The 13,089-nt window shown below is 35.3% G+C and carries 18 protein-coding genes; 3 read left to right on the top strand and 15 right to left on the bottom strand.

All coding sequences use genetic code 11. The annotated features are described in order from the left end of the window. The first annotated feature begins 191 nt into the window (after positions 1-191). Together LCM23_RS00190 and LCM23_RS00185 are read left to right on the top strand one after the other, a co-directional pair. Positions 192-413, top strand: a complete 222-nt coding sequence (locus LCM23_RS00190) for a cyclase (RefSeq protein WP_224934451.1) — start codon at positions 192-194, stop codon at positions 411-413. Between the two features lie 117 nt (positions 414-530). Continuing rightward, positions 531-1,166, top strand: a complete 636-nt coding sequence (locus tag LCM23_RS00185; RefSeq protein ID WP_224934450.1) for a DUF998 domain-containing protein — start codon at positions 531-533, stop codon at positions 1,164-1,166. Positions 1,167-1,181: 15 nt separating this feature from the next. Here the strand turns inward: LCM23_RS00185 and LCM23_RS00180 are convergent, their stop codons facing one another. The 8 genes from LCM23_RS00180 to LCM23_RS00145 form a co-directional block, all read right to left on the bottom strand. Next, positions 1,182-1,331, bottom strand: a complete 150-nt coding sequence (locus LCM23_RS00180) for a hypothetical protein (protein WP_224934448.1) — start codon at positions 1,329-1,331, stop codon at positions 1,182-1,184. A 256-nt stretch (positions 1,332-1,587) separates the two neighbouring features. Further along, the gene (locus LCM23_RS00175) at positions 1,588-1,869 is read right to left on the bottom strand and encodes a hypothetical protein (protein ID WP_224934446.1); all 282 of its coding nucleotides are present in this window, start codon (positions 1,867-1,869) and stop codon (positions 1,588-1,590) included. Between the two features lie 10 nt (positions 1,870-1,879). Then, entirely contained in the window at positions 1,880-2,269 is a 390-nt protein-coding gene (locus LCM23_RS00170; RefSeq protein WP_224934444.1) for an SHOCT-like domain-containing protein, read from the bottom strand. 14 nt (positions 2,270-2,283) lie between these two features. After that, positions 2,284-2,649 (bottom strand): DUF2089 domain-containing protein, encoded by a 366-nt coding sequence (locus LCM23_RS00165; protein WP_224934442.1) that lies wholly within the window; start codon positions 2,647-2,649, stop codon positions 2,284-2,286. A gap of 151 nt (positions 2,650-2,800) precedes the next feature. Beyond that, entirely contained in the window at positions 2,801-3,298 is a 498-nt protein-coding gene (locus LCM23_RS00160) for a YehS family protein (RefSeq protein ID WP_224934440.1), read from the bottom strand. A 154-nt stretch (positions 3,299-3,452) separates the two neighbouring features. Then, positions 3,453-3,641 carry a hypothetical protein gene (locus LCM23_RS00155; protein WP_224934438.1) on the bottom strand — a complete coding sequence of 63 codons (189 nt, stop codon included), beginning with the start codon at positions 3,639-3,641 and terminating at the stop codon, positions 3,453-3,455. 188 nt (positions 3,642-3,829) lie between these two features. Beyond that, positions 3,830-4,636, bottom strand: coding sequence for an SMI1/KNR4 family protein (locus tag LCM23_RS00150; protein ID WP_224934436.1), 807 nt, complete (start codon positions 4,634-4,636; stop codon positions 3,830-3,832). Between the two features lie 591 nt (positions 4,637-5,227). After that, a complete protein-coding gene (locus tag LCM23_RS00145; RefSeq protein WP_224934434.1) occupies positions 5,228-5,992 on the bottom strand; it encodes an SDR family NAD(P)-dependent oxidoreductase in 765 nt (254 codons plus the stop codon). Between the two features lie 97 nt (positions 5,993-6,089). On the opposite strand from LCM23_RS00145, the gene LCM23_RS00140 reads away from it, so the two are divergent. Then, positions 6,090-6,716 (top strand): TetR/AcrR family transcriptional regulator, encoded by a 627-nt coding sequence (locus tag LCM23_RS00140; protein WP_224934432.1) that lies wholly within the window; start codon positions 6,090-6,092, stop codon positions 6,714-6,716. 611 nt (positions 6,717-7,327) lie between these two features. On the opposite strand, the gene ahpF is transcribed toward LCM23_RS00140, so the two are convergent. From ahpF to LCM23_RS00105, 7 genes are all read right to left on the bottom strand, one after another. Continuing rightward, on the bottom strand, positions 7,328-8,857 hold the full coding sequence (gene ahpF, locus LCM23_RS00135; protein ID WP_224934430.1) for an alkyl hydroperoxide reductase subunit F: 1,530 nt from the start codon (positions 8,855-8,857) through the stop codon (positions 7,328-7,330). A gap of 13 nt (positions 8,858-8,870) precedes the next feature. After that, positions 8,871-9,434: an alkyl hydroperoxide reductase subunit C gene (gene ahpC, locus LCM23_RS00130; protein WP_095370569.1), complete on the bottom strand. Its 564-nt coding sequence runs from the start codon at positions 9,432-9,434 to the stop codon at positions 8,871-8,873. 425 nt (positions 9,435-9,859) lie between these two features. Then, positions 9,860-10,858, bottom strand: a complete 999-nt coding sequence (locus tag LCM23_RS00125; RefSeq protein WP_224934428.1) for an NADP-dependent oxidoreductase — start codon at positions 10,856-10,858, stop codon at positions 9,860-9,862. A gap of 22 nt (positions 10,859-10,880) precedes the next feature. Continuing rightward, on the bottom strand, positions 10,881-11,219 hold the full coding sequence (locus LCM23_RS00120; protein ID WP_224934426.1) for an ArsR/SmtB family transcription factor: 339 nt from the start codon (positions 11,217-11,219) through the stop codon (positions 10,881-10,883). A 250-nt stretch (positions 11,220-11,469) separates the two neighbouring features. After that, on the bottom strand, positions 11,470-11,955 hold the full coding sequence (locus LCM23_RS00115; RefSeq protein ID WP_224934424.1) for a GNAT family N-acetyltransferase: 486 nt from the start codon (positions 11,953-11,955) through the stop codon (positions 11,470-11,472). A gap of 27 nt (positions 11,956-11,982) precedes the next feature. After that, the gene (locus LCM23_RS00110) at positions 11,983-12,366 is read right to left on the bottom strand and encodes a hypothetical protein (protein WP_224934422.1); all 384 of its coding nucleotides are present in this window, start codon (positions 12,364-12,366) and stop codon (positions 11,983-11,985) included. Positions 12,367-12,542: 176 nt separating this feature from the next. After that, positions 12,543-13,007 (bottom strand): NUDIX domain-containing protein, encoded by a 465-nt coding sequence (locus LCM23_RS00105; RefSeq protein ID WP_224934420.1) that lies wholly within the window; start codon positions 13,005-13,007, stop codon positions 12,543-12,545. Positions 13,008-13,089: the final 82 nt, after the last annotated feature.

Here is a 13,089-nt window from a genome sequence, read left to right as displayed (position 1 = left end):
GGTGAGATATCTATTTATCAAATATACCTTCTTCACTTATAGCATGTTTACACACTGCTTTTCAAACAACAGTTAATTTTGACATTTATAGTTTATCATATCGGGGAATAAGATGGTTTGTATGAGAAGGTCACTTTATGCCCCCTAAACGAATAGGAATAAAACAATAACAAGAGTGGGGGGGCAATATAATGGATAAACGCGTACAATTCGACTTCGAAATAGAATTTACCAATGGGGGAGGCTTACAAGGACAAGATTTTCGCTTGGATATTGACGAAGATACGATCTCAGATGAAGATCTAGCGAACTACATTGTAGAAGATATGAGATTGTTAATGGTGGGAACAGTGAAAATACTAAATAAAAAAATCATTCATGAAAAACATAAACGTATGAAAAGCGAGGAATAGTGAGGCCACTTAAAGCTTTTCAGCCTCAAGCCTTAAACCAATATACACAAATAGCCCATACTCTTTAGTAAATAATGGATATAAAATATACATAAACTTTCTCTCAGGAGGAATCTCATGTATATATCAAATAGAATAGGCTTCTTAAGTTGGGGGATGACTTGCCTATACTTTCTTATTGAACCTTTCTTCATTTTCACCTCAACAGCGTCTTATAGCTATTTACATCATGCTATGAGTGACCTTGGTGTAACTACCTGCGGTGAATTCACTTATGCATTCGCACCTTATGAAATATGTTCCCCTCATCATGTGGGGATGAATGGACTCTTTGTGTTTAATGGATTAACCTTTTGTATCGGAGTACTATATCTCTCCCAATATTTGTGCAAATCATTGATTAATCGAATGGCAACATCGTTTATCCTTTTAATAGGCATTTCTACCTTTATCTCAGGCATAATCCCTGCTGATGTCAATTTATTAGGGCACTCTATTCTCGTATGGATCGCTATGATAACCGTATTTCCAGGCCTACTCATTTTCGCTAAGAAACTGCCACCCATTAGAAAATGGACATATTTTTGCACAGCAAGCTTAATATCTACTACTATTCTGATATCACTTGTTCCACTCTTTCCTCTCCCTTCAGGATTACTTCAAAGACTTTTTTATTTCATATTGTTTATTTGGGGAACAGTATCCACTTATCTTTTAATAAAGCGTTCTAAATCTTTGCCTGCGTCAAATTAAGATGCAGGTTTCTCTTCAGACATCTTCTTTATTTTTGTTCCTTTTATCCTTTATTAAATTACGGAATAGTATCACAAACCCAATAATAATCAAGCCCATCACTACTGCGGGTATGACGTAATAAATAAAGATAATAAACATTTCTGTCTCTTTACTCCATTCCACACCAATACACCGTCCTCTGTTTTTCCTTCTTCTCATCTGTTAGATTAAGAGTCGTTTTACATATCATCTATATAATTAGGTTGGCGATTTGATTTATTTAAGAGGAAGTTATGCGAATAACCTTTTAAGTATTCTTTTTACTGTTGCCTTTTTATTAATTACTTCTTTTTTTAGTTACCAATTTTCTTAAATTCTTGTTTGCCCTGCTAACACATAAAAAAAGGAACTGGAATTAATATAACCACTTCCCTTAAAGTTACAATCTGACCTTCACTTCAGTTCCATCATTCGCTACGACATCTACTAGTACCAAGCCTTTATGACTCTTTATTTCTTTCAGAATAGGTTTCAACCATTTTTTATCCATTTGTGGGATGACAAAATCAACTTCTTTCTTTTGCAGTTGTTGATTGATTCCCGCATATACATACCGCTGAAACACTTTGGATAAAAGAATAGAGCAACCAATATGTAATGCAGTATGAGGAACTGGAATCGTTAATCGCATACCTTCTGTTCTCACCGTAATTTTCAGCATGGGATCGTCACTACTCAATAAAGACCGAAACGGTATCTCCGTCTGCTGACTTCACATCAACAATTTGGCCGTCCAATTCATTTTCAATCGCTTCGATAATTAAGTTAATATCCATATCTTTCACGTATTTCGAAGACTCAGGTATACTCGCTGCAATATTATGCCCTGCTAACAACACCACTTTGACAAGTTTGATTGGTAGATTAACTGTGACATTATCATTTTCAGATGATTTCACACGGATTTTGAGTACTTTTTCCATATACTTACTTGATGATTCGGGCTGCTTACTTTCTTTCTCTTCCTTCTCTTTTAACACCTGGATCAGCTCTGCCCCTTTATCGGCATCTATTTTTCCTTCTTGCACCATCGTTAACACTTTTGTGATTTCCTCTTTCATACCAATACGCCTCCTTATTCTCCTTTTAAGAGCTTAATTGCTTCGTCTGAATTTATTTCACCGTTTTCCAACATGGAGATGACCTTCTTCTCATCCACTTCATTCTTCTTAGCCTGTTTATAACCAAGTGATGAAATGATATCTGAAAGCTTGCTGCGAACGGTCGGATAAGAAACCCCCAATTCCTTTTCAACCTCTTTTATATTACCTCGACAAGTTAAGAACACTTCCACAAAATGCAACTGATCGTTAGACAAAGACGCTAACTTAGATAATTCGAACTCATTTTCAATCGTCGTTTGGCAATGTGCACACTGCAATTTAGTAATTTTCAATGTTTCACTACAAACGGGGCAACTCGTAATCACTTTATAAGCCATAACGCACTCCCTTCATTTAATTTTATTTGATTATATATTAATTATATTAATATGTAAATTAATATAATTAATTTTTTAGATATATTTATTTAATTTAATTTATTTCAACAAAATAAAAACAGCAGGATTACTCCCACTGCTTTTATTTATATCATGCTTCCCTATATTTAATAGTCAAGCCTTTCAAAAAGTTCCTAGCAAAGTGATCTAAGCACACTTTATAGTTTTTATGTCCTTCTTTTCTAAGAAAAGCGCCTATTTCTCCTTTTGAAACGTTGAGCCCCGCTTTTCTAAAGATATCAATCATATCCTCTGCTGTTAATGCCAAGGCAATTTTGACTTTCTTTAAGAGAATATTATTGATATGACGATGGCTCGTGATCGACGGGTCCGGTGTATTCGCTTGCCCGGGTTTCGGTTCTTGTTTTCCTCTTTTATAAATAATGAGGCCATTTAAGAACGAATTCAACATCGCATCAGTTAATTCAATTCGGTTTTCCGCCTCATCTTCATCAAACTTTTTAAGAATCTTCACCACCTCTGGCACTGTAACCTCTTCCTCACCTAGCTTAAAAATCTCTGCCATTTCACTATTTTTAATATCCAACGCATATCGCAATCGGATTAAAAGATCATTATTATCAACCATGTTATTCACTCCTATCTTTAACGGACTTTGCAATGTTGTCCAATAGCCATTGTCTATTTTAACATTGTCATTGCTATGCAATCCACTTATGTTGAAATCAACTTATATCAAAGAAAAGGACAGTCTACCTAAGACCATCCCTCCATACTTAGCACTAATCAATCACACGAGCAACTTCACTGCCACAAGTTTTACATTTTCCTTTTAATATAGGTCCATAATCACCCGATTCAATCGTGTATTTCACAATCTCCGTTTCCCCACAATTGCTACAAAATACATTTCTTACGAGCATTTCTCTAGTATCCTTGGGGATAGCAAGCCATTGTTTTGCTGCTTCCATTTTAATTGCTCCTTTTATATTGATAGTAACGATTTTACTTGTATGTACAATTAAGCATAACATACAATTTCAAGCGGCTAAACAACGTCACACATTCCATTTCCCTCCAGAAAATTGGTGACATTTGTGGAGTGGGAACCTCCTATATACATCAACTAATCACTTATACAACAAAAACTAGGAAGTAATTATCCATTCAATTCTTCAACTATTTTTTGTTTATATTCTTTCACTAAATCTAACGGTGAATCTGGAATACTATCAAAAACTGCCTGAATGGCAGACTTTTCTTGTATCTCTTCCGATGCTACTTTTCTCCATAATATCCCCGCTACTAATGCTTGAACTGACAAAAATTTAGTGTGCTGAACAATGTGAAGCAATAGACGATTGAATTCACTTTTATCTTTGCCTGTTTGACCCCAATATTCTATTCCTTGATAAATTAAATCTTCATTATCCGAGTTTACCAGCTTTTTTGCAGCTACTAAATTAGGATTACGCAGGAATTGATTGATCTCTTCTTCATGGTCATATGAATTTTCATCATCTTCTGGTTTGAGCTCGTTCATAAATTCATAAAATGTTGGGAATAACTCGATTAGCTCACCTGAATCAGAATTTAAATAAGCGACATTCGGGTTATTTTGATCCTTACTATAATCTAACACAATAAAATAATGGCCATCGCCAGAAATAACGATAAGTTGATTATGATCAATTTCCCATTCACTAAATAGATACTTCGTCTCCATGATACCTTTATTTTCTTTAATACCGAGAAGATAATCAATTGGAAGCGTATGCTCATTTTCTATCTCTACGTCTATGTTGATGCTATCTTTCAATAGGTATCCGCCATTTTGTATATGAAGTAAATCCACATATTCCCTTGGCAATTTCACACCAAAATGCTCCTCAGCTTTCAATACATCTTCTTTTGTTAATTTCTCTAACACGATACCACTTGTAGCTTTGAAATAAAGTTTTAGCAAAAATACCTCGCAAATCCTTATTTTACGATAAATAAGAAGAATCCATTTGAACAAAAGTTTGATCAAAAAGGATTCTTCTTTAGCAGACTTAAGTTTGGTTTTTATAAAAAAGTTTGATCATTTTCTACCTGTGATGCTCAACAATCGCGCCCGATTGTGGAAGATTGTTATTCAACTGATATTCCCTTTATCACAACAAACTTACTAGCTAGACGATAATCAAGCTTATATTTCCCCTTTTCTAAAGAAATGATGGTTCGTTGCGTAACACTAATTAATTCAGCCAATGCAAAAAACATTTTCGAAAATAAAAAAAGAGCAGCAATTTGCTACTCTATTTTCACTCTATTATGCAGAATCTTAATTGATTTATATTTTTTCCCGTATTCTCTATATCTTGTTCTTATGACTGATACACATTCAACTGGGATATCACTTAAAACAAATTTAGTTTGTTCAGGACTTTATCCATTAATTTATTGCTGGTGTATTTGTCATATCTGGAGATAATGAGTTGACACTAATTCTATCCCTTGTATACTCCAATGCTACTGTAAACTATAATAACAGATTGTACTTTCATACAGTCAATTATCCTCGAATTGATTGTGCACCATCGATGATCATTTCTGTTCCTGAGATGAAACGTGCTTCATCTGAGGCTAAAAATAGTACTGCATAAGCTACATCATCTGGCTCGCCGATAAAGCCTAGTGGCACTTGACTTAAGAAGTGTGCTCTATATTCTTCCTTTTCTAAAGCCTCTTGAATCATTGGCGTATTAATGTAGCCTGGGTGTACAGAGTTAACACGGATATTGAATGGCCCTAAATCTTTTGCTGCACCTTTTGTAAATAGACGAGTTGCCCCTTTAGATGCTGTATATGCAGACATACCACCCATGCCTGTAATACCAGATAGCGATGAAATATTGACAATCGAGCCTTTTCCTAACTTCTTCATTTCAGGTACAACATGCTTAATGCCATAAACATTACCTAATGCATTGATGTTCATAACTTTATTCCATTCTTCAGCATCAAGTTCTTCAATTGGTAGTAACCCTTTACCTGTAATGCCTGCATTATTAATTAAAATATCCACTTGCCCAAATTTCTCAACTGCTGTTTTTACAACCTCAATCCAATTTGGTTCATCCGCTACGTTATGCTTAACCGCTATAGCTACTTCACCGAGTTCAGCATTAATTTCTGCCACGACTTTTTCTAATAACTCAAATTGCATATCTGTTGCAACAACTTTTGCTCCTTCTTTTGCAAATAGTCGTGCTTCAGCTGCACCTTGTCCATTCGCAGCACCCGTAATGATTGCTACTTTACCTGATAAACGTCCCATTTTGCTCACCTCTAAAAGTTTATGATATATTCATTTTAGAACAATAAAAAAAAGGAACAATCATTAATATAAACAGGAATGTACTGTTAATAGACAGATGATACTCAAATGTTGGTTTTCAGAAAGAAGGTGTCCTACTATAAAGAGAAATGATCGTCGTGTAAAAAGAACGAAAAAGGATTTACGTAACGCCTTTTTAACGCTTGCCTTACAAAAAGATATTGCACAGATAACAGTAAAGGATATTATCGAGGAAGCTGATTACAATCGCACAACATTTTATGTACACTATGCAGATAAGTTTGCTTTGATGGATGACTTAATGAATACTACTATTGAAGGAATAATTAACTCAATTCGGGAACCATATAGAGAAAATAAAGTGATAGATTTATCCACAATTCAAAAGAATGCTTTATTATTTGTTGACTATGTTTATGAGCATCAGCAAACATTTAAAATTCTATTTAATAAAGAACACTTCTATTTTTTCGAGGAGAAATTAACCAATTCAATAATGAAAGTTAATTTATCAGATGTAACAATTGAGGATGAAACTTTCCAAGTGATGGACAAGGATATACTTTTTCGTATGCATACGAAAGTACTTATTGGTTTACTTGAATTTTGGACGCAATCTAACTTCAAATATGACTGTGATTATATTAAAGAACAGTTAATAAACTTTTGGCGTATTCGAACTACTTTAGTCCAATTTAGATAAAAGAGAGTTACAGATAATGCGATTTTTTAATAAACTAATATAAACCAAGTGGAGATAGTAATATAATCTTTTCCAGTAAAAGATAAACTTTTGAAATAAGGAAGTTCTTCAACAATCTGGCCCGATTGTTGAATATCGTCATGTTATTTTCACCATAAAATCCCTCTTCGGACAATGCATATTCAAAGGGGTAAATCTTCGCATCTTTTTTATAAATATCGCACCTTTGTTTTAAACATCGCATCTTTTTTACAAATGTCGCGATTTTATTTTAAATCCACACCACTAGCGTAAAAAGGTCTCCACATATTTATAGTCATCCACCCTCTAGAAATCCTTTGATTGAGTATAATTGTATCAAAATATATGTAAAAATTGTAAAAATAACCTAGTTGATAAACGCTTAGTCAACAAATAAGGACAAAAGAGGAGAGAATGAAAACTTTTTGTTCGGCTATCCTTGATGATTTTACTCTAGATGTACGAGCAAAACCCTTTTTCTTTGATTGCATGATTGAACCAGCACAAACAATATCAATACATTCACTCCATAAAAAAAGAGAAAGGCAAGATGAGTTTCAACTCACTTGACCTTTCTCCGCAAATATATATTAATTCCTAATCAGGTAATCAAATGCGCCTAATGATGCGTTGGCCCCTGATCCCATAGAAATTATAATTTGTTTGTACGGGTTGTTCGTACAGTCACCTGCTGCAAATACGCCTGGAACGTTTGTTGCACCATGGTTATCGACGACGATTTCGCCTGTTCTTGTGCGCTCAATCGTATCGCCTAACCAATCCGTGTTTGGAACAAGACCAATTTGAACAAAGATTCCTTGAAGTTCAATATGGTGTACTTCTTCTGTTTCACGGTCTAGATAAGTGATACCATTCACTTTATCTGTACCCGTGATTTCTGTTGTTTGTGCGTTTTTAATCACTTTTACATTCGGTAAGCTATATAGACGCTCTTGTAGGACCGAATCGGCTCTTAGTTCTGCACCGAACTCAATAACTGTTACATGTTTAACGATACCCGCTAGGTCGATTGCTGCCTCGATACCTGAATTACCGCCACCGATGACCGCAACGTCTTTTCCTTCGAATAATGGGCCGTCACAATGTGGACAGTAAGCGACACCTTTATTTTTGAATTCTGCTTCACCAGGTACGCCAACGTTTCTCCATCTTGCACCTGTGGAAAGAATGACTGACTTACTCTTAAGAACCGCACCGTTTTCTAATTCTACTTCAATGAGTTCTTTTCTTTGTAAGCTTTTCGCGCGTTGTAGATTCATCACGTCGACATCGTATTCTTTCACATGTTCTTCAAGACTAGCTGCAAGCTTAGGACCTTCTGTATACTTCGTACCGATAAAGTTCTCGATACCTAGCGTATCCATGATTTGACCACCGAATCGCTCAGCAACAACTCCAGTACGGATACCTTTACGAGCAGCATAAATCGCTGCACTCGCTCCTGCTGGGCCACCACCAACAACTAGTACATCAAATGGATCTTTATTAGAAAATTCAGCTGGATCTTCTGTGCTACCCATCTTCGCTAAAATTTCATCTAAAGTCATACGTCCACTACCAAACACTTCTCCATTAAGGAAAACAGTTGGTACGGCCATGATGTTTTTGCTATCGACTTCTTCTTTAAAAGCCGCGCCATCGATCATTGTGTGTGTAATGCCTGGGTTTAACACACTCATGATATTCAAGGCCTGTACCACATCAGGACAATTATGGCATGTCAGACTAACGTAAGTTTCGAAATGAAACTCCCCTTGAATATTCTTTACCTGTTCCATCACCTTATCATCTACTTTTGGCGCACGGCCACTTGCTTGTAATAAGGCCAATACTAAGGAAGTAAATTCATGACCAAGAGGAATACCAGCAAAAGCTACACCTGTATCTTCACCCATGCGATTCACGCTAAAGCTTGGCGTTCTTTTTAAAGTAGCTGTTTCTATCTTAATTTTAGATGACATTGTTGCAAGTTCATCAACGAGAGCAAGCATATCTTTTGATACGTCATCGTCTCCGGTACTTACTTTCAGTAATACATCGCCCTCCATCAGTTGAAGATACTGATGGAGTTGCTCTTTAATTTCTGCTTCTAATATCATGGGGTTCCACTCCTTAAATTTTGCCGACTAAATCAAGGCTTGGCTTAAGTGTAGAAGATCCTTCTTTCCATTTTGCCGGGCAAACTTCGCCTGGATTAGAACGAACATATTGAGCTGCTTTAATTTTATCGATAAGAATGCTTGCGTCACGACCAATACCATCTGCATTGATTTCAACTGCTTGAATGATACCATCTGGATCGATAATGAATGTACCACGATCTGCTTGACCTAATTCTTCAATAAGAACATCGAAGTTACGAGAAATTGTATGTGATGGATCACCAATCATTGTATATGTGATTTTACCAATTGCTTCTGATGTATCATGCCATGCTTTATGAGTAAAGTGAGAGTCTCTTGAAACAGAGAATACTTCTACACCTAGTTCTTGTAGAGCTGGGTATTGATCTTGAAGATCTTCAAGTTCTGTTGGGCAAACAAATGTAAAGTCAGCTGGGTAGAAACAAACGACACTCCAATGACCTTTAAGATCTGCTTCAGATACTTCAATAAAATCTCCATTTCTATATGCATGTGCGTTAAATGGTAATACTTCTTTTCCTATTAATGACATGTTGTAGTCCTCCTAAAAGTTGTTTAAATTTAATCATAGATTAACAGAATGACCTCATTCATAATCTATAATTATTATTAATTAGCATTGATTATTATTATATTACTAATATTATATTTGTCAATTAAAGCGCATGAATTAATTTATATCAATCATTCCTAATCGGTTAAATATTATGAGAAATCTACGCTAAATATAGGCCACATAAGAAGTGTATACGTTTTCAACTAAATATTACATTATTGTGAAATAAACTATAAAATAGAAAGAAAGAGTTTTCAATTGAGAATAGATAGCTTCAAATGAAAATTCTTCCCTCTCCATTCTAAGAGAGAACGGACAAATAAATAAGGTTTAAGAAAGGGAAAACTAGTCCATTATGTGAGGGACTAGTTTTTTACAGCCACTGGCAGAATATTTAGCGCCTATTTGATTTTTAATATGATTTTCCCTTTTGCCCTCCCTGATTCTGCATATTCCATCGCTTTTTGTGCATCATCAAATGAAAATACTTTATCTATGATCGGCTTTATTTTACCAGCCTCAATCAAGTCTGCGATGACTTTTAATTGTTTGCCACTCGGTTTCATAAATAAAAACGTATAGTGAACATGATATTTTTTTTCAAGACTCGTCAGTTTATGGCTTGCCACGGAAAACAATAACGTCTTAAAAAAACCTGAGCCATAATCTTTACCGAAGCGAGCATTGGGTAGTCCCGAAACGGAAGCAATCTTTCCTCCAGGCCTTACCACTTCAAACGATTTTTCTAATATTTCTCCGCCAAGCGTATCAAAGACTGCATCGTAATCATTCAGTATCTCTTCAAATTTTTCCGTCTTGTAATTGATAATGATATCGGCTCCAAGAGATTTTACTAAATCTTCACCAGCTTGACTCGCAGTCGTTGCCACGGTAGCACCCATTTCTTTTGCCAACTGAATAGCAAAGGTGCCGACTCCACCTGCTCCAGCTTGAATAAACACCTTTTGTCCCTTTTGCAATTGTAAAATGTCTATTAACGCTTGATAAGAAGTTAGCCCTACCAACGGAATTGATGCTGCTTCTTCAAAGGTCAAATTTCTTGGCTTTAATGCAATGTCATCTTCATGAATGGCAATGTATTCCGCAAAAGTGCCAATTTTACTCTTGCGGGGGCGGCCATATATTTCATCACCTACTTTAAAACGCGTCACTTTTTTACCGACTTTTGTAACAACACCCGAAAAATCATTACCTAATATAAGTGGCATACTATATTTAACTAATAGTTTCACTTTCCCATCCCTGATTTTAAAATCAATGGGATTAAAACTAGCGGCATAAATGGTTACCAGTACCTCATAATCACTCATTTCTGGTATAGGCATATCTGCCAATTGCATAGGCACTTTTCCATATTGATCAATAACCATTGCTCTCATATTTCATCCACCTTTTCCTTCATTATCTATAAAAATCATCCATAAATTTTTCAATATCCCCTACAAGCATTTTTAATAACCCTAATTCTGATCGTACATTTATATAATAAAAATTCTTTGTGCCTTCTTTACGCATTAATATGATTCCAGCTTCACGCAAAATCTTTAGGTGATGAGAAACGGCAGGTCTTGAAAGATGCGTTTGATTAGTAATCTCACCCACGCGTATTCCCGTTTCACAATCCGTCCCCATAAGCACTAATAATATTGATTGACGCGTTTCATCACCAATGGCTGATAGAACCTTTTGACTTTGAATAAAATCCTCTTTAATCTTATTCAGTTGGACCTGTTTATTCATTCAGCTAAATTCCTCCAATTGTTTGTTGAATCGATTAAGTTGATAAACCAAATAACTTAGAGAACAATATACTATTGGTTTTTCTAGTGCAATATTGAGAAAGAAAATCGAGACGAACACATTAACGTTTTAATCTTATAGACCCCATCATTCGCGCAGGTTTCATTACATAAAGAAAAGCGTTTCTGCATAAACAGAAACGCTAGTATTCCTTCAAAATAAGAAGATGGTTTGAGATAAAAATGGTCTATTACTTTATCTCTAATTTCAATATAAACTGTTCGCCAATTTCTCCTATTTTCCGCTCACCAGTATCAACAAAACCAACTTTTAAGTACAATTGCTGTGCGGGAATGTTTTTATGATTGACCGCCAAAACCACTTCATGGCAATCGGGGAAATGAGTAGTGATAAATGCTTTTAACGCGAGCATCGCTTGCTTAGCATACCCTTTGCCCTGATGTTTGTAATCTATAGAAAGAGCTGTCAATAACATAGCATGAGAATTAGTAGTATATTCACTTACCCTTTTTGTACTGTGTAGCAGAAAAAAGCCTACTGGTACTTCTTTTAAAAGGATGACTACTCGATATTGCCCAACAGAAACAGCTATTTTTTCCTTTGGTAATGCGGTAAACTTCGCTTGATTTTCCGGTAATTCGAATCTATTTAATATTTCTAAGTGCTCCTCACGATATAACCCTAATTGAACTTCTCCAGATGTAATCAATTTCATTCTCTCCTTTTATCTACATTCAATCTGCTAGTTGCTTTTTAAATAGACCACACCACCATCCCTTACCACTTCAAACGGGCGCTGTTCATCCGCTATAAGGAGAGAGCCGGCAGGGACTTGAGTTGTTTTTTCACTCATAGAAATGCCGTATCCGTTATTTTCTGGGTATCCATATACATAACAAACCACTTGATTATTCTTTATAAATACTATTTGGTTCATTCCTTCGTTTACTGTTTCATTAATAGTATCCCATTTATATCCGACCGTTTCATATATCCACTCTTTCTGAGTATAAGGCTCAAAGAAATAAACCTTATCCCACTCAAATGGTGTGATATCCAATAAATTTACTTCTTCTACAGATGACTCAATGGACAATACCTCTTCTTTCAATAACTCAGCATTCACATCCCAGACATCTTTCTTTAGAAAGTTAAATAACATCACACAAACGACACTAACCAAAATGACACTAACTATGACAGTCGTTTTTTTTACTTCATTTAAATATTGAACCTCTTACTTTCATAATGATTCTAGTAACAAATCTTGCGAATATCTTTCTTTTCAAGATTCTTCTCCTATCAACTTAGCGTTTGTTCTTCTATTAATCCGATATTTCTTTTCTGTTGATGATAGGTAAGAATATGTTCTTCTAAATGGGGGAAAAGTAAGATGTTATTTAATTCGGATAATTTAATCCATTTTACATCAGTTTGATTAGGATCAGGATACTTTGGTTGTTTAGGAATAGATTCATCGGTAAGGGTACATTCAAAAATTAACTGCAACGAATGAATATCACCGTATTTATTCGCATTCAAGTGCGGAGCATACTCATATATAAATGCTAAAGGACCTACTTTCACATCAATTGATGCTTCTTCTTTCGCTTCTCGCTTTACAGCTTCAATGACTGATTCATTCGGTTCTACGCCCCCTGCAGGCAAATTATAATGAATGCCTCTCTCATCTTCATATTCAATCAAAAGAATTGAATCATTTTCGATGATCAGCGCACATGCCCTCACTCTCACTGGATAAGTCATCACTATCCCACCTTCTCTTTATATAAACCTATTATACCAGTGAATATGGTAATTTTTTTTAGAAATAATCAAAAAAACATTT

It is taken from the genome of Cytobacillus kochii (assembly GCF_020171845.1).
Classification (GTDB): Bacteria; Bacillota; Bacilli; order Bacillales; family Cytobacillaceae; genus Cytobacillus; species Cytobacillus kochii.
The sequence above is the reverse complement of the archived record's forward strand: the minus strand, read 5'-3'. Positions and strand labels throughout refer to the sequence as shown.